This is a genomic window from Rhizobium sp. 1399, from assembly GCF_031455475.1.
In the GTDB taxonomy this organism is placed as follows: Bacteria; Pseudomonadota; Alphaproteobacteria; order Rhizobiales; family Rhizobiaceae; genus Rhizobium.
Map to the genome: position 1 here is coordinate 572,446 of NZ_JAVDSU010000004.1, position 21,905 is coordinate 594,350.

Below are 21,905 nucleotides of genomic sequence, written 5' to 3' on the forward strand. Positions count from 1 at the left end.
TTTGTCCACATGGCTGAAACGCTTCGATTTAGGCGATTTGATGAGCGCGGGTTCAGCAGCTCGTCTTGCCGCAGGCCCGCATGTTCTTCACCTTGGCTTCAAGATCGTCGATGCCGACGGCGCCGGGCACCATTTCGTTGCCGATCACATAGGACGGTGTACCGCTGATGCCGAGATTGGCGGCGAGCTGATAGGTCGCCTGCACGATGTCATCGTTCGGGCTCTTTTTCATCTCCGCGCGAATCTTGTCTTCGCTGACGCCGAGAGAGGAGGCGACCTGGATTGCGGTATCCTCGGAGGCGCGGCCGTCGCTGCCGAGTAGCGCGACGTGGAAATCGCTGTACTTTTCAGGCGCAAGCCGGCGGAAGGCATCTGCCACGCGATGTGCCGCGACCGAATCCGGTCCGAGAATCGGGAACTCCTTCAGCACGAAGCGGACATTCTTGTCCTTCTTCAGGAGCGCCTGCATGTCGGGCAGGGCGTGACGGCAATAGGTGCAGTTATAGTCGAAGAACTCGACGACGGTGACATCGCCCTTCGGGTTGCCGAGTGTCACGTCATTCTTGGAATCGAAGATGCCGTCGGTATTGTTCTCGATGGCCATGGTCGCCTTCACCTGCTGGGCCATCTGCTGCTTTTTCTGCAGCGCATCCTGCACCTCGAGCATGATCTCCGGATTTTCGATCAGATACTGCTTGATGAATTCACCCAGTTCCCTCTTCTGCTGGTCGTCGAATGCAAATGCCTGAGCCGGAAGGGCGATGGAGGCTGCAAGCGCCAGCGCGGTGAGCGTTTTGGAGAAGAAGGCCATGGTATCCTCGTCGTCGGCTGATGGGTTTTCGAACGAAAAATACCATCGCCGGGTTAATGGGCTTGGATGCGTCCGCATCAAATTACGGCGCGTCGGGCCGCCATCAAACAGGAATTTTCCTCCGATCCAAGCCCTCGCGGGATTGTGATGAGCCGATTATTGCGGCAATTGTCTGGCCTTTATCTGAAGCCAGGCAGGAAGTGATCGTGTTTTCCATATCGAAACGCAGCCAAGTCGAACCATTCCACGCCATGGATGTTTTGGCCGAAGCGACGAAGAGACGGGCAGGCGGTCACCCCGTCATTTCCATGGCTGTCGGCCAGCCCTCGCATCCCGCACCCCAGGCAGCCCTTGAGGCCGCCCGCACAGCGCTTGCCGAGGGGCGGATCGGCTATACGGATGCGCTCGGCACAACGCTGCTGAAACATGCGCTCGCCTGGCACTATCGCGATCGCCACGGCCTTGAGATCGATCCCGTCCGCATTGCCATCACAACCGGCTCGTCGGCGGCCTTCAATCTCGCCTTCCTGTCGCTTTTTGATGCCGGCGATGCGGTTGCCATTGCCCGGCCGGGCTATCCTGCCTATCGCAACATCCTCGGTGCCCTCGGCCTCAATGTGGTCGAAGTGCCCGTCACATCAGAAACGCATTTCACGCTGACGCCCGAAAGCCTCGAAGCGATCCAGAAGGAAAAGGGCGTGAAGCTGAAGGGCGTGCTGCTTGCAAGCCCTGCAAATCCGACCGGCACGGTGACCGGCCGCGAAGGCCTGAAGGCGCTTGCCGCCTATTGCGATGCCAATGACATCGCCTTCATCTCCGACGAGATTTATCACGGCCTCACCTTCGCAGGCGAAGAGACGAGCGCGCTGGAGCTGACGGACGAGGCGATCGTCATCAACTCCTTCTCCAAATATTATTGCATGACCGGCTGGCGCATCGGCTGGATGGTGCTGCCTGAGCGGCTGGTGCGCCCGATCGAGCGCGTCGCCCAGAGCCTCTATATTTCGCCTCCGGAGCTTTCGCAGATCGCAGCCACAGCAGCGCTCGGCGCCAGCGAGGAGCTGGATCGCGTCAAGGCAAGTTATGCCGCAAATCGCGAACTGCTGCTCGATCGGCTGCCGAAGATCGGCCTTGCACCGGCGTCGCCCATGGATGGCGCCTTCTACGCCTATGTCGACGTATCGCGCTTCACCAATGACAGCATGGATTTCGCGCGCCGCATGCTGGCGGAAATCAATGTCGCCGCGACACCCGGCCTCGATTTCGATCCGGTGGAAGGACCGCGTACGCTCCGCATGTCCTATGCCGGTTCAGAAGCCGAGATCGCCGAAGCGGTAGAGCGCATCGGCGTATGGCTGAAATAGGCGAGGCCTAGGTCCGATATTCGGGCGCCTGCCGGTCGAGAACGCGCCTGACGCTTTCAAGATGCAGGCGGGCACTTTCCGGATCGCCTTCACGCATCTGCTTTGCCGCCTGTTCAGCAATCTCTTCTGATACCGGCACCAGCCGGCGTCCGGTGCTCATCGCCTTGAGTTGAACCTCTGCGGCGCGCTCCAGATAGTAGAGATCGTCCCAGGCTTCGGCGATGTTTGGCGCGCAGACCATGACGCCATGGTTCTTCATGAACAGGATGTCCTTGTCGCCGAGCACGGCGGCGATCCTGTCGCCCTCACGTTCATCGAGCGCCAGTCCATTATAGTTCTCGTCGACGGCGACGCGGCCATAGAACTTCAGTGACGTCTGTCCAGCCCAGATGAAGGGATCGCCCTCGACCATGCTGAGCGCTGTCGCATTCGGCATATGCGTGTGGAAGGCCGCACCGACGCGCGGCGACATCTTGTGCAGGCGGGCATGGATGAAGAAGGCGGTTGCTTCAGGCACGCCGTCGCCGTCAATGACGTTGCCTTCAAAATCGCAGATCAGCAGCGATGAAGCCGTTGCCTCCTGAAAGGCCCAGCCGAGCCTGTTGACGAGAAAGAGATCGGGATGGCCGGGCACGACTGCCGAGAAATGGTTGCAGATGCCTTCCTCGAGCCCGAGCCGCGCCGCCATTCGAAGGCACGCTGCGAGATCGACACGCGCCTGCCAGATCTCGTCGGCATCGAGCGGCAGATTGCGCAATATCGCCGGCTGTGCCTTCGCCAGGTTCAGTTCATGGGCCATGTCTTGTCTCCTATCGTGTCAATTACATCCAGCCGTTTGCGGCAAAAAGACCGGGTACCTTGTCGAGCGTCGGCACGATTTCGTTGGGGCGGTAGTCGCTGAGCGGTTTCCGTCCCGTGCCACGATCAACCCAGATCGCACGAAAACCGAGTTCTCGCGCGGCGGCAAGGTCAAGATGCGGGCTGGCGCAGATATGTACGAGATCATCCATGCCGATGCCGAGCGTTTTCCAGGCGTGCCGGAAGATTTGCGGCGAGGGCTTATAGGCTTCCGCCTGCTCCGCGGTGATCACCCGGTCGACGAAACCGCCGAGCTGCGCGACATTGCCGGCAATGATCGCGTCGTCCGTATTGGAAATAATGGCAAGCCGGAAACCGGCGGCTTTCAGCTTGCCGAGCGTTTCTACCACTTCCGGGAATGGCGGCATCCGGCCGATAGAGCATGTCAACAGATCGGCATCGGCGGTGTTGAAGGGCAAGCCGAACTCCTTCATGGCCAGTTCCAATGCGCGAGCCGTGACTTGGCTGAAGGATCGGTGCGGCTTTTGTTGTTCCAGTTCATGCTCGTAGCGGTCATAGGCAGCAATGAAGGCGGCCTGGTCGATATCGCGACCTTTGGCTGACAGGATCGCGTCCATGGCAGCAAGCAGGCCTTCATCCCATTGGATGAAGGTGCCATAGCAATCGAAGGTCAGCCAGGTTGGTCGGTTTCCGGGAAGGGTCATCTCTCATCTCCATGATTTGCCTCATGTTGACAAAGAACGGAGTCATTGAGAAATTAAATATTATAATTATAGACAGTGGAAAATCGAATGAGCTTCGCCTTTGACCTTGATCTTCTCCGGACCTTCGCAGCGGTCGTCGATGCCGGCGGCTTCACGCGGGCGGCTGAGCGTGTTCACCTGACCCAGTCCACCGTCAGCCAGCAGATCAAGAAGCTCGAGGCCAATATCGGCCACACCCTGCTTCTGCGCGACAAATCGACGGGTGGTATCCAGACGACGGAGGAGGGCGAAATTCTCTTGAGTTATGCCCGACGTCTGTTGGCGACGGCAGAAGAGGCAATGGACGTCATGCGCAAGCCCGCTGCGCCCAAGACCGTCAGGCTCGGCGTTCCCGAGGATTTTGCCGGTCGCAGGCTCATCGATCTTCTCTCCGGTTTTTCCGCTGCCTCACCGCATATTAGGCTCGACACCGTCAGCGGCTGGAGCGTCGAGCTTCGCCGCCTTCTCGATACGGGTGAAATCGATCTGGCACTGATCAAGCGGGAACCCGGTGATGGTGCCTGTCTGGCGAGTTGGAAGGAGGAACTGATCTGGGTCGAGAGCACGCGCCGGTCGGTGAGGAATGAGCCGGTCCCGCTTGCTGTTTTTCCTGTCGGCTGCATCTACCGTGAACGGGCGATCCGCTTCATCGAGCGCAGCGGATGGCGCTGGCGCATCGCCTATACGAGCCAGGGTTTGATGGGCGTTCAGGCGGCGGTCGCCTCAGGCCTCGGCATCAGCCTGCTGCCGTCGGATGCCGTCCTGCCTGAACATCGCCAGCTTGGAGCAGCAGACGGGTTCGATCTGCAGCCGGCATCCGAACTCGCACTCGTCAGGGGAAAGATGCGCCTCACGGCGGAGAGCCGGTCGCTCGCCGATTTCCTCGCGGCCAATCTTTAGGTGCGCGAGGAGAAGAGCGAGGCGAGTGTCGAGGCCGGCTTGTTGTTCATCCGCGGCACGACGACGAGCTGCCGGATGTCTCCACGCTTGTAGGCAGCCAGGAAGCGCTTGTAATCCCTAAAGGAAACGCAGCCGTTGGAATCGCCGTTCCTGCCGAGCATATAAGTATGCGCCAACAGACCGACACGGTTGAAAATGGCGTCCGAACCCTGCACCGGCGTCAGGCGAATGGCCGCCACGCCATGGAACAGGGCTTCGCGCATCGTTAGGTTATAGGTGTGCGGCGGCGTCGGTCCGCGCATTTTCTGATCAATATAACGCGGGTTGTCGCGCATCTTGCCGAGACCGGAATGGGCCTCCAGCCGCTCGCCGTTCGGCAGGTAGACGGTAGCGTTTTCAATGTCGTAGATCGCCACACCAGCGCGCAAGCGCGGCGTAAAGACCGGCTTGTCATAGCGCGGCACCGCATCGTCTTCGTCATCTTCGATCGGCGAGTTCGGCTTGGCATAGGCAAGCACAGGCTCGGCAGTACGCTGCGAACCCTTGGAGACAGGCGCCGGCTTGCCGACGAGGCCATCGGGCCGCGCCATCGGCAGCGGTACGGAATCCTCATCTGGGGTGAGAACCAGATCGAAAGGCCGCGCACCATCGTCTGCTTCGGCAACCTCCATCTCGGCCGGCTTGTTGGCGGCGAGAGCAGCGGGGATCGCCGGCGGCAGTTCGACGGGAGCGGGCATGACGCGTGGGCCAGCGTCGGCTAGAGCGAGCATAGCCGGCATTTCGGCTGCAGCGACTGCGTCCTTCGACGGGATGATGATCCGGTCGGCGTCATCCTCGGCAGGCGTGGCGGCGGCGGTTTGAACGACCGCTGCCACCGCCTTGACGGTGTCTTCCTTGTTGAAGCGCGGATTGTCGGAGACGGCCACCGGCTGAAGTTCCGCGACGGCAACGGGGAGGCGATTGGTCTTGGCGAACGCGAGCTTTGCGCTCGATGCCGCCGAGGTCTTCTCCGCGTGAGACTGGATAATCTGAGCCGTCAACGGCATGACCGGCTTGGCATCGAATGCTGCAAGCCGCGAAGCCTTGTTGACATGGATAAGCCGCTCATGCGTGACGGCAACAGGCGTTGGCCTTGGTGCTGCTGTGACCGAAGCGATCTCCTTCGGTGAGGAGAAGGGCATCGATACGGATTGCATTGTTGCAACCGTGCCGATAAGCCACGTGGAGGTCAAAAGTCCGGCTATTGCGATGCCGGTGAGTAAACCACGGGATCTGCCCGAACGAACAGCGGATCCGCCAAAAGGGGCGACGTTATTGAACGTCCCTACCGCAAACGCCATACTCTACTCGTCTTCCAAAACGCGCTACACAGGCCGGCAGCACTGACTTACTGATCTTTGTCGGAGCCGCTAACTGCCCAAAAAGGCCGAATTTTGGCCCATTCGCGACAAGCGACCGTTTCTTAAGGATGACGAACTATGGTTTCCAATTGGTTTACGGACGTGGAGTTCTGCTTCGATTGTCGCGAAAAGAGACGTATTATTTTAGAAAAAGCTATTTTTCAAAGGCTTGCCGCGATCGGTATGTCGCCGCTCGGTGAGGGCGGGCAGGCGGCGGGAAATTTTTCTGTTTTCAGCTGCGCGCCATCACATAGCTGCCGGGAGCTTCCTCGATCGCATTGAGTGCTGCTCCACCCGCCTTGCGGGCAGCCACACGCTCGCCGGTTTGCGCCTCGATCCACGCATGCCAGTGCGGCCACCAGGAACCCCTCGTCTCCTTTGCCTTGGCAAGCCATGCATCATAGTCGCCCTTGGCGGGGCCGCCGGTCCAGAACTGATACTTATGCTTGTCCGGTGGATTGACGACGCCGGCAATATGGCCTGAGCCAGCGACGACGAACTGCACCTTGCCGCCGAAGAATTGGCTGCCGAGGAAGACGGAATTTGCCGGCGCGATGTGATCCTCGCGGGTCGCGAGATTATAGATGGGTATCTTGATGTCCTTCAGCGACAAGGTCTTGCCGTCGAGGACCATCTCATCCTTGGTCAGCGCATTCCTGAGATAGCAGTTGCGCAGGTAGAAGGCATGATTGGCCGCAGCCATGCGGGTCGAATCGGCATTCCAGAACAGCAGGTCGAAGGGCAGGGGCTCCTGGCCCTTCAGGTAGTTGTTGACGAAATAGGGCCAGATGAGCTCGCTCGCCCTGAGCATGTTGAAGGCTGTCGACATGCGCGAGCCGTCGAGATAGCCGAGCGCCTGCATATGCGCTTCCAGCGCCTGAAGCTGCTCCTCGTCGACAAAGACCTTCAGGTCGCCGGCATGGGTAAAATCGACCTGGGTGGTGAAGAGCGTTGCACTCTTGATGCGCTTGTTCTTTTCCTTGGCGTGCAGGGCAAGGGTTGCGGCAAGCAGCGTGCCGCCGACGCAATAGCCGATGGCGTTGACTTCCTTCTCGCCGGTTGCCTTCTCGACCGTTTCCAGTGCGAAATCGACGCCTTCCCTTGCGTAAGCCGTCCAGTCCTTCAGCGCATGGCGGCTATCCGGGTTGACCCAGGAGATGACGAAGACCGTATGTCCCTGGTCCACGCACCACTTGATGAAGGATTTCTGCGGGTTGAGATCGAGGATGTAGAATTTGTTGATCCACGGCGGGCAAATCAGCAGTGGCCGCTTGAGCACGGTTTCCGTCGATGGCTCGTATTGGATGATTTGGCAGATTTCGTTCTGGGCGATCACCTTGCCCGGTGTCAGCGCCATGTCGCGGCCGACGGCGAATTTGGTCATGTCGGTCTGGCGCATGCGCAGTTCGCCGCGACCGGCAATGATATCCTCGGTCAGCATCCTCATGCCGCGCACGAGGTTTTCGCCGCTCGTTGCGATCGTCTCACGGTAGACCTGCGGATTGGTGACCACAAAATTGGTGGGCGAGAGCGCTGCCGTAATCTGCTTCACATAGAAGCCGGCCTTGTGCTTGGTGTGCTCGTCCAGCCCTTCGGTCTCGGCAACCAGCTTTTCGGCCCAGTCGGCGGTCACGAAATAGACCTGCTTTAAAAATTCGAAGAAGGGATTCTTCTGCCAGTCTTCGTCGGCGAAACGCTTATCCACCCGTGCGATCGGTTCCGCTCCCAGCGGGCTGCCCTGCATCCTCTGCATGGAGTTCATCCATATGCCGAAGAACGAGCTCATCAGCTGTGTCTGCGCCTCGAAGGTTCGGCGCGGATCAGAAATCCAGTATTCCGTCACCTTGGAGAGCGTCTTCACCATATCGGTGACGGGTTCGACGACCGTGTCGGAGATTTCGCCGCGCTCACGCGGGCCGAGCCACGCCGAAGCTGCCGTGCCCAGGTTTTCGAGCGCACGGGCGAAGTTCATCGCCATGGCCTCGGGATCCTTCAGGAGATAGGGATCGAGATCCTTGGCGTCGAAATCCACCTTTGCACCATTCTCCCGCTTGCTGTCGGTCACGCACTTCCTCCGGCGGCAGCATCCACTGTTCATTCGTTGTACATCTGCGGCGATGAAGAAAACAAGTTCCGCGCGCCTGCTCTCATGCTATTGCTTTGTCGCTGCGACGAATTTAACAGTCGAAGCAGGCAGGATTGGATCATCAGGCATGACGACGACAGGCATTGGGCATATCGCGACCTTCACCCGCACCGCAGCAATCTGCGCGGCGGCCGCGGCCATGGCCATTGCGCTTGCCGGATGCAACAAGACCGCTGAGGAGAAGAAGGCTTTTGCCCAGCGCATGGCAGCGCCGACGGCAGTCGTGATGCCGGCCTCCAAGGGCGAACCCGTTGAAGGCGGCCTTACCAAAAGCCCGGACGGCTATCCGTCGTTCGGTGCGCCGCTGACGGCCGCCAATGTGCAGATGAGCGACGAACAGGCGGCCGAGCTTCAGCACCAGCTGACGGCCCTGACCGCCAAGCGGCAGTCGGGCGCAATCTCGGAAGCGGAGTACCAGCGTCGCGTCGCCGAGATGCGCGCGCTTGCCGCCGACCACGGGGCCGCGACGCTCTCCGAAATCACCAAATAAGCCTTGCCTTTAAGGCGATTTGGACGCAAAGCCTTCCGGATGGATCGGAAGACGCAATTTTCCCGATAATGCGCTTCGTGCGCGGCTTCTCCGTCAAAGATTTGCCGCGCAGTTAAGTTGAAGAGGAATACGGCGCTGCGAGTCTGAAGCTCGTATCGCAGATGCCGGGAGACGGAACGAGCTTCGACAGCGGTCACGTTGGCCGCATTTCCATGGGGAAAGAGATGGAAGAGTTTCACAAAGTCCGGCGTTTGCCGCCTTACGTTTTCGAACAGGTCAACCGTTTGAAAGCGAGCGCGCGAGCGGGCGGGGCCGATATCATCGATCTCGGCATGGGAAACCCTGATCTTCCGACCCCTCAGGCGATCGTCGACAAGCTCTGCGAGGTCGTTCAGGACCCGCGCACCCATCGCTATTCGTCTTCAAAGGGCATTCCCGGTCTGCGCCGCGCGCAGGCTGCCTATTACGCCCGTCGATTCGGCGTGAAGCTGAACCCGGACACGCAAGTGGTCGCCACCCTCGGCTCCAAGGAAGGCTTCGCCAACATGGCGCAGGCCATCACCGCGCCGGGTGACGTCATCCTCTGCCCGAACCCGACCTATCCGATCCATGCCTTCGGCTTCCTGATGGCCGGCGGTGTGATCCGCTCCATGTCGGTCGAGCCGGACGAGAGCTTCTTCCCGCCGCTGGAACGCGCCGTTCGCCACTCGATCCCGAAGCCGCTGGCGCTGATCCTGAATTACCCGTCGAACCCGACGGCCTTCGTGGCGACGCTCGACTTCTACAAAGATGTCATCGCCTTCGCCAAGAAGCATGACATCATCGTGCTGTCGGACCTTGCCTATTCGGAAATCTATTTCGATGGCGAGCCGCCACCGTCGGTTCTGCAGGTTCCGGGAGCAATGGATGTGACGGTCGAATTCACCTCCATGTCCAAGACCTTTTCCATGCCGGGCTGGCGTATGGGCTTTGCGGTCGGCAATGAGCGGCTGATCGCGGCGCTGACGCGTGTCAAGTCCTACCTCGATTACGGCGCCTTCACGCCGATCCAGGTTGCCGCAACCCATGCCCTGAATGGCGACGGCTCCGACATTGCGGAGGTACGCAACGTCTACAAGCGCCGCCGCGACGTCATGGTCGAAAGCTTCGGCAAGGCCGGCTTCGAAGTGCCGCCGCCGGCTGCCACCATGTTCGCCTGGGCGAAGATCCCGGAAAAGTTCCGTCATCTCGGCTCGCTGGAATTCTCGAAGCTTCTGGTCGAGAAGGCCGATGTTGCCGTTGCCCCGGGCATCGGCTTCGGCGAACAGGGCGACGACTACGTCCGTTTGGCGCTTGTCGAGAACGAACACCGCATCCGGCAGGCTGCGCGCAACATCAAGAAGTTCATGTCGACGGCGGACGAGACGATGCACAACGTCATCTCGCTCAACGCCCACCGTTAATTCCAACCTCGAAGACAGCCGCAGATTTGCGGCTGTCTCTCACTAGACATTTCAGGATCGATCCATGGCAGATGCCCTCAAAATCGGCATTGCGGGCTTGGGCACCGTTGGTGCCTCGCTTGTTCGCATCATCAGGCAGAAAAGCAATGAACTTGCAGTCACCTGCGGACGACCGATTACGATTACGGCAGTTTCGGCGCGTGATCGCTCGAAGGACCGTGGCATCGATCTGACCGGCATCACCTGGTACGAACGCCCGGAAGAACTGGCCGAAAAGGCCGATATCGACGTGTTCGTCGAGCTGATCGGCGGTGCTGAAGGGGCTGCAAATACCGCTGTTCGCGCCGCTCTTTCCCGTGGTCTCCATGTGGTGACCGCCAACAAGGCGCTGCTTGCCTATCACGGCGTCGAGCTTGCGACGATTGCGGAGGAGAAGGGCTCGCTCCTGAACTTCGAAGCGGCCGTTGCCGGCGGCATCCCTGTCATCAAGGCGCTGCGTGAATCCCTGACAGGCAACACGATCTCGCGCGTCTACGGCATCATGAACGGCACCTGCAACTACATCCTCACCAAGATGGAGAAGGAAGGCCTGTCCTTTGCCGATTGCCTGAAGGAAGCTCAGCGCCTCGGTTATGCCGAAGCCGATCCGGCTTTCGACATCGAAGGCAATGACACCGCCCACAAGCTTTCGATCCTGACGACGCTTGCCTTTGGCAACAGGATCGCCGCCGACGATATCTATCTCGAAGGCATCACCAATATCTCGATCGACGATATCCACGCCGCAGCCGACCTTGGCTACCGCATCAAGCTGCTCGGCGTCGCCCAACGCACGGATACCGGCATCGAACAGCGCGTGCATCCGACCATGGTGCCGGTCGATTCCGTCATCGCCCAGGTCGATGGCGTTACCAATGCGGTCGCAATCGAATCCGATATCCTCGGCGAATTGCTGATGGTCGGCCCCGGCGCCGGCGGCAACGCCACGGCCTCTTCGGTGCTCGGCGATATCGCCGACATCGCCAAGAGCCAGCCGGGCGCCCAGCGCGTTCCCGTTCTCGGCCATCCTGCCAAGTCGCTTGAGACTTACCGCAAGGCGCAGATCCAGAGCCATGAGGGCGGCTATTTCATCCGCCTGACCGTTCTCGACCGCACCGGCGTTTTTGCCAGCGTCGCCACGCGCATGGCGGAAAACCAAATTTCGCTGGAATCGATCGTCCAGCGTTCCAAGCAGCATCTGGCGCCCTCGCACCACCAGACGATCATCCTTGTCACCCATGCGACCATGGAGGATTCGGTGCGCAAGGCGGTCGCGGCGATCAAGGAAGAAGGCTACCTCGTCGGCGAGCCGCAGGTGATCCGCATCGAGCGTCCCAAGGAAGAATCCTGACGCTTTGTTCCAATTTGGAGCGGTTCAACCCGTCCGAGGTCGCTCGGACGGGTTTTCTGTTATTAATCAAAGCATTTCGCCGAATTTATATTAACAGATATGTAGATATAGATATAATCAACCTGGGAGCCGTTGGAGTCGCGGGTTGAGGAATATCGAGCATACGCATGATCATGTTCGGACGGAGATCGAAAACCCTCAGGCGGGCTTGCAGAAATCTGACCCTACGGCGCCTGGAGCTGCCTTCGAGCGGGAGGCGCCGCGAGGGCGGAATTGGGCCACGCTCCTGATCCTGCTTTCGATCCTCTTCGTCCTGCTGCTTGTTATCGGCTTGGTTATCTGGGCAATTTTCTGGTAATCCACAGGCTTGAAATCACCGCTTTGCTATCTGCCCTGCATCTGTAAAAAGGGCAGATGATGAAAGCGGAGTTTGGCATGGCAGATCAGGTCGATCCGGTACCGCGTGCCTTCCTGGGCGTCGAAAAATCGGTTCTCGACAATCGCTGGGTTTCACGCCTCGATCAGGCGGGGCAGAACCGCGCGCTCGCCATGTCGCAGATGCACGGCCTGCCGGATCTGATCGCACGTGTGCTTGCCGGCCGCGGCGTGACGGTGGATGAGGCAGTCGAATTCCTCGATCCCACCATCCGCAGCCTCATGCCAGACCCCTACAAGCTGACGGACTGCGAGAAGGCCGCCAAGCGCCTTGCCGCTGCGATCCGTGACGGCGAGCCCGTCGCGATCTTCGGTGACTACGATGTCGATGGTGCAGCCTCCTCCGCGCTCATGTATCGCTTCCTGACCCATTTCGGCGTCAAGGCGCATATCTATATTCCCGATCGCATCTTCGAAGGTTACGGGCCTAACCCGACGGCCATCAATCAGTTGATCGACAACGGCGCTAGCCTCATCGTCACGGTCGATTGCGGCTCCACCAGTCATGAGGCGCTGGCGGCTGCCGCGGACCGCAACATCGATGTCGTCGTCATCGATCACCACCAGGTGACACACGAGCTGCCGCCTTGCCACTCCCTCGTCAACCCAAACCGCGAAGACGATCTTTCCGGCCTAGGGCATCTTTGTGCGGCCGGTGTCGTCTTCATGGTGCTGGTTGCAACGCTGCGCCTGCTGCGCGAGGCTGGAGACAAGCGCATTCTCGCGATCGATCTCCTGCAGTGGCTGGATATAGTGGCGCTCGCGACCGTCTGCGATGTCGTGCCCCTCAAGGGCCTCAACCGCGCCTATGTGGTCAAGGGGTTGGTCGCGGCGCGCCACCAGAGCAATGCCGGTCTTGCGGCACTATTCCGCAAGGCGGGCCTGGCAGGTCCTGTTACGCCCTATCATTTCGGCTTCCTGATCGGCCCGCGCATCAATGCCGGCGGGCGAATCGGTGATGCTGCGCTGGGAAGCCGCCTGCTGACGCTGGACGATGCCGTAGAAGCCGAAGCCATCGCTCAGCGGCTGGACGAGCTCAACCGCGAGCGGCAAGCCATGGAAGCGATCATGCTGCAGGAGGCCGAGGCCGAAGCGCTGGCCGAGTATGGAGACGGCGAGGGGGCTTCCGTTATCGTCACCGCGCATGAGAAATGGCACCCCGGTATTGTCGGCCTCATTGCCGCGCGCCTGAAGGAGAGGTTCAAGCGACCCGCCTTCGCCATCGCCTTCGATCCCTCAGGCAGGGGCACCGGTTCGGGGCGTTCGATCAACGGCTTCGACATGGGCAGGATGGTGCGTGCAGCGGTCGACGAGGGACTGCTTGTGAAAGGCGGTGGTCACGCCATGGCTGCCGGCTTGACCGTCGAGCGCGGCAAGCTTGGCCTGCTGAGAGCCTTCTTCATCGAGAAAGCACAGAAGACGGTATCGGCTCTTGTTGCCAATGAAACGCTGAAGATCGATGGTGCTATCGCTGCAAGCGGCGCAACGATCGAGCTTATCGACCGTCTGGAAACGGCGGGGCCTTATGGCTCGGGACATTCCCAGCCGGTCTTTGCCATACCGGCGCATCGTGTGCGTGATTCCCGCCTGGTCGGCGAGCGGCATGTGAAGGTGACGCTGGAAGCCATGGACGGTGCGCGCCTCGACGGCATAGCCTTCAGGGCTGCCGAGACCCCGCTCGGCAACCTGCTTCTCAACTCTCGCGGCGCCAACCTGCATGTCGCAGGCTCGCTCGGTGCCGAACACTATCAGGGCTCGCGCAGAATCCAGCTGCGTATCAGCGACGGCGCACCGGCCAAGTGACTGGCTGAAGGGCTAGGCTTGGAAAGAGATCAGGCCGGCTGCGGCTGAGAAAGCGGTGCTTTTCTGCGAAGGCGAGTGACGATCACGGCAAGCAATATGCCGCCCGCAATGAGTCCGACGGACAACAGCGGCCTGTAGGCGAACCAGCCTATGGCGATGACAACAGGGCCGACGAGCAGTGTCAACACGCAGGCCACGATGCTCGTGCCGAAGCCGATGACCGAGCCGAGAAACGGAATCAGGTCGGCGAGGATGGGCAGGAGCGCGAACATCAGCTTGAAACTGACGAACAAGCCGATGAGGCCGCAGGCGCGCACAAGCCAGGTGATAATGCTGTTTTCGCTCTCTGCCGTTTTGAACATCTGGCCGGCATCCACATCGCCATCAGCGGTAAGGAAAATATCGCGGTGGTTGGTCGTCTCGTAGGGAACGAGCGCGCTGTGACTCTGCTTGCCGACGATGCTTGCCGTTTCCACGTCGATTCTCTGGTAGGTGATCCTGAGATCGCCGACGTCGGGCAGGTTTTCGTTCAGACCGATATAGGCACCCTCGGAATTGCGCTTTGCCGGCCGGCTGGCGCCAACCTGCACCGCTATGCGCTGCACGTCGCTGTCGGTGAGCGCGAGTCGCGAATAGTCGCCGATCCCCGCCACATCCTTGCCTGGTACCGAGAAGGCGCCGACATGCGCCGTTTTTGCCGTGAAGGTGGCGCCGTCAGGCATGCTGGTTGGATTTTGATGATCATCAGATTGCTTGAAGCGGCTCGAATCGACGATGTCCGAGCGCCATTCCTTGGTGTAGGAATAGGTCGTCGTCGTTTCTTCGCCGCCACCCAATGTCTTTTTGGTCTGGCTCTCGCTCTTTTCCACCCACTGATACATCGCGACGCTACGGGAAAGGCCGACGGCCCCATCGGCGATGACGCCGAATTGGCTATCCTGCGGGATCTGATCGGATTTCACCGCGCCACTGATATGGACCAGCTTGCCTTCATTGGCCGAATCGATAGCCGCACGATCGACCGAAATCACCTGTGACGCGCCTTCGGACAGAGCGCGATAGGTCTGGATCGCACGTCCTTCGTTCCATATCAGCAGCCAGATACATCCGATAAGCAGAACAAGGCCGACCAATGCGCCGATCAGCGCGCTTTTGATGCGCTCAAACCACGAGGTATAGGTCGTTTCCGTATGGCTCATATCCGAAAATCCCTTGTCGCTCAGGAGTATGTTGGAGTGCCGTGTCAGCAGAAATGCCTTGATGATCTTAGACGCCGCCCGCTAATCCCCGGTAAATACCGAAAACCATTTTTGGGCTGATCATATCGTTGAAAAGAATGAGTTTTCCGAAGATTGCGGAGCGAGTTCACGAGCCGAGCTTCGTTCTGCAGACGGCAGCGTATGATGCGTGATGTCATTGCATTTGCCCCATCAACTCGCGCGACAAGCACAGTTGGATCCGCGAACGGAACTCTATTGTTGTCTGACACAAGTATCCGGAAAATGTGGGAATCTCTGGGATTATCCGGGAATATCCGCGAAGACGCACAAAATCAGGCGCTTAACTGGGGTCGAGCGGGAAACCGCGTGAGTTTTCTTTGACAGTTCGAATTGCAAAAAGGGCGGGTTAGTCGAAAAACCTGCCTGAACCGGATGTTGGCCTCAAAATGCTTTCGAGAAAACTTCTAAACGCCTTCAAGTACCCTTCAAGCATACAAAACAAGGCTTCGAGAGGTTGTTCGCGACGCAATTAGCGACCGCGCCCGTGTCGCTTTTGGCCGTTCCCATCAAAAAAGATTCCCACATGAACGCGGAAATCTTTTCTCATTCTCTAACGAGCAAAGAAATCAAACGGATGGCTTGCTTTCGGGGACCGGAAAGATTTCCACGGTCCGGCCGTTTTGCAATGTCCGCGATGCGCCATTGCGGACTTGCCGATGAGACAACTCCCAAGCACGAAGCGAGTGTTCCGAAGGCAGTTCTCGTGAGTGCGCTGCCTCATCGACTATGTCGCGCAAGGTATTTATCTGTCGTCGTCCTTCTCCGCGCTGCTGACTTGGAGAAACTCTTCTATTTTCTGGCCCGGAGTTCGGCTGGTAATATTGGCAGCCGGACCGAGGACGACTCTATTTTCGGTAGCGCACCTACCCGCCGGCGTTTCGTACTGTCGGTCAAAAAGTTGTGTATCACCATCAACTAAAACTCGCAGCACAACGTGCTGATGAACGACACAATTATTCTGGCTTCGCAAGGTCGTACTTTGCCCAGAAGACAAATTTGCATTGTTGTTGGTATCATTCTCAGTCGTTCCGTCGTGATGGCGAAAGTCTACTGAAGCTCCAGCAATGGTGACGCCCCAATCTGCGGGAGTTCCATTGGTAATAATTACAAAACAGTGTGGCATTGCTTCCTCCCAGATCCAATCAACGCGATATATCTTTGAGGAATACTACCATAAGTCAAGTGCGCCCATGATGTATTATGGGTTAGAAATGGTGTACAATATGATTAATACAACCGGTTGTAGCCATGGTAATACTGGTGGAGATCCGCTTTGGGCCGACTGCGGTCAACCCGAGTTTTCGTATTAGGCTAAGCCATGATCAGCCAACACGAGCGCGCATTCAGGGATCGTAGGGGGGCGCATTCCCTGCGGCAGATGATCTGGCAAAAGGCGGAAAGCGGCAGCGTAATCTCCAGCTGCTCGGCCTCGCAAAAGCCGCCAATAGTACAGCAGCCATACCGGCGTGACGTTGGAGTAAGCGAGCAACTCACGCATTTCGCGGGCGGTGGGACGCGGACACATATTCACCTCCATCGGGCTTGTCGATGCGATGAAACGTGCGGCAATTCTGGCGGGCTGTCAGCGCCGAAACGACGGCGGAATGTAGACAAGAAGAAGGGCGCGGATGAAGCCGCGCCCCTGCTATGTGGTTCGAGTTTTCAGCCGGCTTTCCGGCTGTCTCGATCTCTCCCTTCCAGCCTTCCGATTATGCGTTCGACGGTAGAACGCTTGATGTTCATCGCCTGGGCGATATCGGCGGACGAGATGCCAGCGGCGATGTTGTCGGCAATGATCCGGTCGCGCAGCGAACCATCTTCGTTCGCCTCAATCGGCTGCGCTGCGAGCTTCGCGGCGTCGGCGCGGATTTTCATTTCGATCCACGGCAAGAGGCTACCGGCTTCGAAAGGGTCGCGCGAGCCTTCCAGCTTGCGAATGACCATGTGAAAATATTGCGACGTGGGATTGGCGTTTCCGGGTTCTGGCACGGAAAGGCGATGATCGGCATAGACATCATCGACGATCTTGCCGATGCGCTGGAATAAGTCGGGCCATATGGTGACTTTTCCAGATGGCGCGGCGGTTTCCGGCTTGGTGCCAGCGAGCCGCGCCGTGATCATGCGGTCAACCAGAGCGAAAGCCATGGTAGCTGTGAGATTGAGAAGGGCGGTCAACTCCTCTGGCTGACCTTCGGACGCGGGTATGCTATTGCTGGCTACAGCTTCGGGCATGGGGTCAACTCCTTTGCCTGCGGTTAGGCCCGTGCCAGTGCTCGAACACTGGCGCGGGCTGTTGCTTTGTGTGCAACTGTGTGTATCATAAACACAAGTCGAATTGTATTGCAACTACACACAACGGCACACATGGCAAAAACAGCAGCGCTATCCATCCGCATTGACGAGGAAGTCAAGAAAGCACTTGAGAAAGCGGCTGAGCAGGAAGAGCGCTCGATCGCCTCATACGTCGAGCGGCTGCTAAAGTCGCATCTGAAGGAAAAAGGCTACTTGCCGAAATGAACAGCAAAGGCAAACAGCCCACGAAAAAGAGCCATCAGACGGTCACCGCGCGCACTGAGGCGGCTATGGCCGCGATCATGCAACTCCGGCAGGAGCTCGCCACCGAAACGCAGATCGGCAAGGCGGATAGTGCCTACATGACTGTTCGAGGCATAATTTACGACCTCTTGGACGGCGCCTATTCAGACGGCTATTCAACTGGAGAGGACAGCGCGCCGTGAGGCGGTTGAACCAGCGCACTGCAAAACGCGAGGAGCGTCATCGAAAGTTGCTGAAGGCAACGCGGTCGCGCCGAAACGGGCGCAACCTCTACGACTGCGAGGATAGGGGCCTTTTGTTGGCGCAGTGCGCTTATGAGGCGGTGAGCGCTGTCTTCTCCTGGCTGTCAATAAGCGAGATCCGCAAGCCGCCCCGCGCTTACAAGGACGCGCAGTTCGCGCGGCAACTTGCCGTTCGAATCATGGCCGTTGATTTGAATGTGGCTCGCCGTAAGGTGACGCGAATGCAGGGGAGGCAGCGTCGCTCAATCCATCTCGCGGTCCAGGCGGTAGAAAAACGGATGGCGAACCCAGTTTTCTTCGAGGCCTATGTGCGGATGGCAGCGACCGCAAAGGCGTTTTATGCGGAGCGGACCGACAGGCATGGTGCAAAGTTTGCACTATGAGAATGGTGCAAAGTTTGCACGATTTCGAAATGGTGCCAGCTTGGCACTATAATCAAAGGTGCATGTTGCACCTTTGATAATTGGGTAAACTTTGCCCAATTTCTTCGGTCAGGAAAATTGGGCCAAGTTGGCCCAATTAATTGCGACAGCTTGGCGGAATTCCCTTGCCAGTCGGAAATTGGATCAAGTTGATCCATTATCTAGACGTTTGCGGAATTGCGCAAAGCTTGCGCTATTGGCGAGGAGAGGGGCGAGTGAGCTCGAAGAAAACTGACACCGGTGATGACGAGGCGGAGGCGATCACAGACGAGCGTCTGAGATATTTGAAGCTCCTGGATCTGTGGCAGGAACTCGACGACGATCACAAACGCCGCTTTATCTCGCTGATCCAAGAAGCGGCGGACGAAGTAAAACCGCATTGAGCAAAGCGACAAGTTGTCGTTTTGAGCAAAGGCTCAGTTTGATCCTTTGCTATCAATTGCTCAAAGCGAAATGTTTTCGCTTAGCCCCCACAGGTGCGGTTCTAGCCGGAGCCCCAGCGCGCGCTAAAATCTTCTGGCGCGTGACACGGTGAAAATCTCGCGGCCGTAGGACCGTTTCGGCGGTGCCGACATGCGGGGTTCCAGCGAGGCCCCGCCGCGCTTCTCTGGGGAAAGCCGAACCCTCTCAAATCATTGCGTTTTCAGCCCACAAAACCCTGAAAAAGTCAATTCTCGCATAGCCGGGACTGCCCGCCGACGGTGTGGGATTTATCAATGTCCACATGACCAAAATCACGTGGATAGACAGGCACGGCAAAGAACGCACCTATCGCCCCTCCGAGGAGATAGGACGCTATATCAGTGCGCTTGGCGTCGACAACGCAGCAGAGTTTTTCCTGAAATTCGGAGGCGGGCCGTTCTACGTCTCTCGGGAAACAGCATCTACCAACGCGGTCTACAATATGTTCGGTCCCGAGACGGCGTCGAACATGTTCAGGGAATTTGGAAAGGGGCAGATTGGACGCGTCCCGCTGGCAAATGAATTTCTCATTCCTCTCTACGCTTCGCGCGGAGTAAGCATCGTAGAAACAGGCCGCCGATTGCGTGTGGCCGACGAGACCGTGCGTCGCCAACTGTCCTCGAAAGAGAAGAAGTTCGCCCGCAGACTAAAAGACGCTCGGCGTATGAAAGAGTACGCAACGTGGTTCGTCGAAGCTGCGGGCGGGGAGGAAGCGGCGTGAAAAACCGCCCGGCCCAAGATGAGACCAAGGTGACAATCCGGTGGGATGTTGATGGCAAAACCCACAAGGCCGAAGTCCCAGAATTGGTCTCTCCATTCTTCGATGTTCTCGGGGTTGAACTGGCGGTGAGCCTTCTTCTCGAATGGGGCGGTACGCCGCTTTATCTGCCACGCCCCCACAGCATTTTGCGCCAAGGTGGAGATCTTGTTGATCTGGTCGGGGCGGACAAAGCTCGGCAGCTAGGCGGCACAATCGGAGCCGGGCACATAAAAATCCCCATCTGCCGGGAGTTCTTGTGCCGCTACTTCCACAGTCAAGGCTTTTCGAAGCTAAAAATCGCTCGAAAACTTAAGGTGTCGGACGAGACGGTTCGCCGAATATTGAACGGGCGCCGAACAAGTGAACTGCGGCGCTTGTACGCGCACAGGCGGGGAAAGGCGGTCGCCGCGTGAGCCCGTGCTTTATCCGTTGGAAATTTGAAGCCGTTTTGAAGCCCGCTGGACGCATCTGGCATGAAATCCGGTCCGTGAGGCCATCATGATTGCGGACGCTTCTCACGCGCCAATTCTGGCACTCATGACTGAAGACGCCGGCGATCGCACCAAGTGGGTGCATTTGATCCCTGCCGGAACGTTTTCGGGCGTCGATGGGCGAGGGCCTTACCGGCTGGACGATCCCGTGGCCGTTATGCAGGCGAGCCGGCAGAAAACCGGTAAGCGCAAAATCGTCATCGACTACGAGCACCAATCGTTCAACAGCAAAGCGAACGGACAGCCAGCGCCCGCAGCCGGTTGGATCGTCGGGCTCGAAGTGCGCGGAGACGGCATCTGGGGCTTGGTCGAATGGACCGACAAGGCCGCCGCCCACATCGATAAAAAGGAATACCGGTACATCTCGCCGGTCTTCACCCACACCAAGGATGGCGTTGTCCTGGCGCTGCAAAACGCGGCCCTCACGAACTCCCCGAACCTCGATCAACTCACGGCGCTCAATCGCGCGGAGACTTCCATGGATCCCGAAAACCTCAACGCTAAGCTCAGCGCCGCTGCCAAGCTGCTCGGGCTGCCGGAAACCGCCAGTCAGCCCGACATCCTCGCTAAGTTCGGGGAGCTTGCGACTCTCGCAGGCGATCTTGCCGGGCTGACTGGCGACCCCGCCCTCTCGATCAACACGGCAAATCCCGATCCGACGAAATTCGTTCCCATCGGCGATTTCGAGCGTGTCGTTGCTGAAGGCAACAAGCTCCGCCAGGGCATCGGCCAGAAGGCGGCGGAAGAGCATGTCGCGGCGCATATCCGCAGTGGTCTGCTCGCGCCATTCCTCAAGGATTGGGCGGTCTCGATGTGCACCGTCAACAAGCCGCAGTACGACGCCTTCGTGGAACGCGTCGGGCCGCACCTGTCGCACATCACGACCTCATCGCATGCCAGCGCCACGCCACCGGGCGAACGTTCAAACGCCCGCCTCTCGGATGAAGAGCTGGCGATCTGCACGAACATGGGCATTTCGCCCGAAGACTTCACCAATGCGCGCGCTTAAGCGCCGCCAATCCCAGAGCTTCACAATGCTTATCAATCGCGGCAATCTCGATAATCTTTTCACCGGCTACAAGGCTGCTTTCGCCAAAGGTTTCCAGTCCGCGCCGACCGCGTGGGACAAAGTGGCAATGAAGGTCCCTTCGACCACGAGACAGGAAACCTATGCGTGGCTCGGGCAGTTCCCCAAGATGCGCGAATGGATCGGAGATCGCGCCATTCAGGGGCTTGCTGCCAATGGGATGACGATTGCCAACAAGGACTTCGAAAGCACCGTTTCCGTCAGTCGCAACGATATCGAAGATGACACTTACGGCATCTTCTCGCCTTTGATGGAAGAAATGGGCAAGTCGTCGGCGGAGCTGCCGGACGAACTGACATTCTCGCTTCTGATGAAGGGTTTTTCCGAAAAGTGCTATGACGGCCAGTATTTCTTCGATACCGATCATCCGGTCGGTACTGAAAACCAAGTTTCCGTCGCGAATACCGATGGCGGCACCGGACCAGGCTGGTTTCTGCTGGACACGAGCCGCGCGTTCAAGCCGCTCATTTATCAGGAGCGCCGCAAGCCGGATTTCGTCTCCAAGGATGATGCGCGCGACGACAACGTGTTCTTCCGCAAGGAATACATCTACGGCGTCGACAGTCGCGGCGCGGCGGGTTTCGGTCTTTGGCAGCTTGCTTGGGGCTCACGTCAGACACTCGATGCGGCGCACTACGAAGCCGCGCGCACCGCGCTTCAGACCCAAAAGGGAGACAGCGGGCGACCGCTCGGCGTGAAGCCGACGCTTTTGGTCGTCTCTCCAGCGCTGGAAGGCACCGCAATCCGACTGATCAAAACGCCGCTTCTCGAAAACGGCCAGTCCAACCCGTGGTTCGATTCGGTTGAAGTGCTTGTGACGCAGTGGGTTCAGTGATTCCTACGGGGGGGGGTGGGTGAATAG

22 protein-coding genes are annotated in these 21,905 nt (G+C 58.8%); 14 read left to right on the plus strand and 8 right to left on the minus strand.

Going from position 1 to position 21,905, the window contains the following annotated elements; genetic code table 11:
- Positions 1-52: 52 nt before the first annotated feature.
- Positions 53-811, minus strand: coding sequence for a DsbA family protein (locus J2X71_RS17250; protein WP_310383238.1), 759 nt, complete (start codon positions 809-811; stop codon positions 53-55).
- Between the two features lie 206 nt (positions 812-1,017).
- Here J2X71_RS17250 and J2X71_RS17255 point away from each other — a divergent pair, with 206 nt between their 5' ends.
- A complete protein-coding gene (locus J2X71_RS17255) occupies positions 1,018-2,175 on the plus strand; it encodes an aminotransferase class I/II-fold pyridoxal phosphate-dependent enzyme (RefSeq protein ID WP_310383240.1) in 1,158 nt (385 codons plus the stop codon).
- Positions 2,176-2,182: 7 nt separating this feature from the next.
- Here the strand turns inward: J2X71_RS17255 and J2X71_RS17260 are convergent, their stop codons facing one another.
- Together J2X71_RS17260 and J2X71_RS17265 are read right to left on the minus strand one after the other, a co-directional pair.
- Positions 2,183-2,974, minus strand: a complete 792-nt coding sequence (locus J2X71_RS17260; protein ID WP_310383242.1) for an aldolase — start codon at positions 2,972-2,974, stop codon at positions 2,183-2,185.
- Between the two features lie 22 nt (positions 2,975-2,996).
- Entirely contained in the window at positions 2,997-3,698 is a 702-nt protein-coding gene (locus J2X71_RS17265) for a haloacid dehalogenase type II (protein WP_310383244.1), read from the minus strand.
- A gap of 87 nt (positions 3,699-3,785) precedes the next feature.
- Between J2X71_RS17265 and J2X71_RS17270 the strand changes: the two genes are divergently transcribed.
- Positions 3,786-4,637 carry a LysR substrate-binding domain-containing protein gene (locus J2X71_RS17270; RefSeq protein WP_310383246.1) on the plus strand — a complete coding sequence of 284 codons (852 nt, stop codon included), beginning with the start codon at positions 3,786-3,788 and terminating at the stop codon, positions 4,635-4,637.
- Here the strand turns inward: J2X71_RS17270 and J2X71_RS17275 are convergent.
- Entirely contained in the window at positions 4,634-5,977 is a 1,344-nt protein-coding gene (locus tag J2X71_RS17275; protein ID WP_310383248.1) for a DUF2778 domain-containing protein, read from the minus strand. The two genes, J2X71_RS17270 and J2X71_RS17275, sit on opposite strands and share 4 nt — an antisense overlap.
- A 292-nt stretch (positions 5,978-6,269) precedes the next feature.
- Entirely contained in the window at positions 6,270-8,102 is a 1,833-nt protein-coding gene (gene phaC, locus J2X71_RS17280) for a class I poly(R)-hydroxyalkanoic acid synthase (protein WP_310383250.1), read from the minus strand.
- A gap of 148 nt (positions 8,103-8,250) precedes the next feature.
- Between phaC and J2X71_RS17285 the strand changes: the two genes are divergently transcribed.
- The 4 genes from J2X71_RS17285 to recJ all read left to right on the plus strand — a co-directional run bounded on the left by J2X71_RS17285 (position 8,251) and on the right by recJ (position 13,743).
- Entirely contained in the window at positions 8,251-8,673 is a 423-nt protein-coding gene (locus tag J2X71_RS17285; protein ID WP_113322389.1) for a hypothetical protein, read from the plus strand.
- 224 nt (positions 8,674-8,897) lie between these two features.
- Positions 8,898-10,115, plus strand: coding sequence for an LL-diaminopimelate aminotransferase (locus tag J2X71_RS17290; protein ID WP_007825161.1), 1,218 nt, complete (start codon positions 8,898-8,900; stop codon positions 10,113-10,115).
- A 64-nt stretch (positions 10,116-10,179) separates the two neighbouring features.
- The gene (locus J2X71_RS17295) at positions 10,180-11,505 is read left to right on the plus strand and encodes a homoserine dehydrogenase (protein WP_310383253.1); all 1,326 of its coding nucleotides are present in this window, start codon (positions 10,180-10,182) and stop codon (positions 11,503-11,505) included.
- A gap of 435 nt (positions 11,506-11,940) precedes the next feature.
- Positions 11,941-13,743 carry a single-stranded-DNA-specific exonuclease RecJ gene (gene recJ / locus J2X71_RS17300; RefSeq protein WP_310383255.1) on the plus strand — a complete coding sequence of 601 codons (1,803 nt, stop codon included), beginning with the start codon at positions 11,941-11,943 and terminating at the stop codon, positions 13,741-13,743.
- 29 nt (positions 13,744-13,772) lie between these two features.
- Here the strand turns inward: recJ and J2X71_RS17305 are convergent, their stop codons facing one another.
- The 3 genes from J2X71_RS17305 to J2X71_RS17315 all read right to left on the minus strand — a co-directional run bounded on the left by J2X71_RS17305 (position 13,773) and on the right by J2X71_RS17315 (position 17,255).
- On the minus strand, positions 13,773-14,942 hold the full coding sequence (locus J2X71_RS17305) for a TMEM43 family protein (RefSeq protein ID WP_310383257.1): 1,170 nt from the start codon (positions 14,940-14,942) through the stop codon (positions 13,773-13,775).
- 823 nt (positions 14,943-15,765) lie between these two features.
- Entirely contained in the window at positions 15,766-16,146 is a 381-nt protein-coding gene (locus tag J2X71_RS17310; protein WP_310383259.1) for a hypothetical protein, read from the minus strand.
- 539 nt (positions 16,147-16,685) lie between these two features.
- On the minus strand, positions 16,686-17,255 hold the full coding sequence (locus J2X71_RS17315) for a hypothetical protein (protein ID WP_310383261.1): 570 nt from the start codon (positions 17,253-17,255) through the stop codon (positions 16,686-16,688).
- 132 nt (positions 17,256-17,387) lie between these two features.
- Between J2X71_RS17315 and J2X71_RS17320 the strand changes: the two genes are divergently transcribed.
- The 8 genes from J2X71_RS17320 (at position 17,388) to J2X71_RS17355 (ending at position 21,878) form a co-directional block, all read left to right on the plus strand.
- A complete protein-coding gene (locus J2X71_RS17320; RefSeq protein ID WP_310383263.1) occupies positions 17,388-17,540 on the plus strand; it encodes a ribbon-helix-helix protein, CopG family in 153 nt (50 codons plus the stop codon).
- A complete protein-coding gene (locus J2X71_RS17325; protein WP_310383265.1) occupies positions 17,537-17,761 on the plus strand; it encodes a hypothetical protein in 225 nt (74 codons plus the stop codon). Before J2X71_RS17320 ends, J2X71_RS17325 begins: the two co-directional genes overlap by 4 nt.
- A gap of 5 nt (positions 17,762-17,766) precedes the next feature.
- Complete coding sequence (locus tag J2X71_RS17330; protein WP_310383266.1) at positions 17,767-18,204, plus strand: hypothetical protein; 438 nt, start codon at positions 17,767-17,769, stop codon at positions 18,202-18,204.
- Between the two features lie 254 nt (positions 18,205-18,458).
- Positions 18,459-18,626: a hypothetical protein gene (locus J2X71_RS17335; protein WP_310383268.1), complete on the plus strand. Its 168-nt coding sequence runs from the start codon at positions 18,459-18,461 to the stop codon at positions 18,624-18,626.
- Positions 18,627-18,967: 341 nt separating this feature from the next.
- Positions 18,968-19,426: a hypothetical protein gene (locus tag J2X71_RS17340; protein ID WP_310383270.1), complete on the plus strand. Its 459-nt coding sequence runs from the start codon at positions 18,968-18,970 to the stop codon at positions 19,424-19,426.
- Positions 19,423-19,878 carry a hypothetical protein gene (locus tag J2X71_RS17345; RefSeq protein ID WP_310383272.1) on the plus strand — a complete coding sequence of 152 codons (456 nt, stop codon included), beginning with the start codon at positions 19,423-19,425 and terminating at the stop codon, positions 19,876-19,878. Before J2X71_RS17340 ends, J2X71_RS17345 begins: the two co-directional genes overlap by 4 nt.
- Before the next feature lie 85 nt (positions 19,879-19,963).
- Positions 19,964-20,965 carry a phage protease gene (locus J2X71_RS17350; RefSeq protein WP_310383274.1) on the plus strand — a complete coding sequence of 334 codons (1,002 nt, stop codon included), beginning with the start codon at positions 19,964-19,966 and terminating at the stop codon, positions 20,963-20,965.
- A gap of 25 nt (positions 20,966-20,990) precedes the next feature.
- Positions 20,991-21,878, plus strand: coding sequence for a Mu-like prophage major head subunit gpT family protein (locus J2X71_RS17355; RefSeq protein WP_310383275.1), 888 nt, complete (start codon positions 20,991-20,993; stop codon positions 21,876-21,878).
- Positions 21,879-21,905 lie beyond the last annotated feature (27 nt).

What these genes read in the sequence shown, in the direction of transcription:
- J2X71_RS17270 (WP_310383246.1), top strand. Translation starts at nt 3,786, where the DNA reads ATGAGCTTCGCCTTTGACCTTGATCTTCTCCGGACCTTCGCAGCGGTC.
- J2X71_RS17310 (WP_310383259.1), bottom strand. Translation starts at nt 16,146, where the DNA reads ATGCCACACTGTTTTGTAATTATTACCAATGGAACTCCCGCAGATTGG.
- J2X71_RS17285 (WP_113322389.1), top strand. Translation starts at nt 8,251, where the DNA reads ATGACGACGACAGGCATTGGGCATATCGCGACCTTCACCCGCACCGCA.
- J2X71_RS17340 (WP_310383270.1), top strand. Translation starts at nt 18,968, where the DNA reads ATGACCAAAATCACGTGGATAGACAGGCACGGCAAAGAACGCACCTAT.
- recJ (WP_310383255.1), top strand. Translation starts at nt 11,941, where the DNA reads ATGGCAGATCAGGTCGATCCGGTACCGCGTGCCTTCCTGGGCGTCGAA.
- J2X71_RS17320 (WP_310383263.1), top strand. Translation starts at nt 17,388, where the DNA reads ATGGCAAAAACAGCAGCGCTATCCATCCGCATTGACGAGGAAGTCAAG.
- J2X71_RS17265 (WP_310383244.1), bottom strand. Translation starts at nt 3,698, where the DNA reads ATGACCCTTCCCGGAAACCGACCAACCTGGCTGACCTTCGATTGCTAT.
- J2X71_RS17295 (WP_310383253.1), top strand. Translation starts at nt 10,180, where the DNA reads ATGGCAGATGCCCTCAAAATCGGCATTGCGGGCTTGGGCACCGTTGGT.
- J2X71_RS17290 (WP_007825161.1), top strand. Translation starts at nt 8,898, where the DNA reads ATGGAAGAGTTTCACAAAGTCCGGCGTTTGCCGCCTTACGTTTTCGAA.
- J2X71_RS17315 (WP_310383261.1), bottom strand. Translation starts at nt 17,255, where the DNA reads ATGCCCGAAGCTGTAGCCAGCAATAGCATACCCGCGTCCGAAGGTCAG.
- J2X71_RS17260 (WP_310383242.1), bottom strand. Translation starts at nt 2,974, where the DNA reads ATGGCCCATGAACTGAACCTGGCGAAGGCACAGCCGGCGATATTGCGC.
- J2X71_RS17325 (WP_310383265.1), top strand. Translation starts at nt 17,537, where the DNA reads ATGAACAGCAAAGGCAAACAGCCCACGAAAAAGAGCCATCAGACGGTC.
- J2X71_RS17250 (WP_310383238.1), bottom strand. Translation starts at nt 811, where the DNA reads ATGGCCTTCTTCTCCAAAACGCTCACCGCGCTGGCGCTTGCAGCCTCC.
- J2X71_RS17350 (WP_310383274.1), top strand. Translation starts at nt 19,964, where the DNA reads ATGATTGCGGACGCTTCTCACGCGCCAATTCTGGCACTCATGACTGAA.
- J2X71_RS17275 (WP_310383248.1), bottom strand. Translation starts at nt 5,977, where the DNA reads ATGGCGTTTGCGGTAGGGACGTTCAATAACGTCGCCCCTTTTGGCGGA.
- J2X71_RS17355 (WP_310383275.1), top strand. Translation starts at nt 20,991, where the DNA reads ATGCTTATCAATCGCGGCAATCTCGATAATCTTTTCACCGGCTACAAG.
- J2X71_RS17305 (WP_310383257.1), bottom strand. Translation starts at nt 14,942, where the DNA reads ATGAGCCATACGGAAACGACCTATACCTCGTGGTTTGAGCGCATCAAA.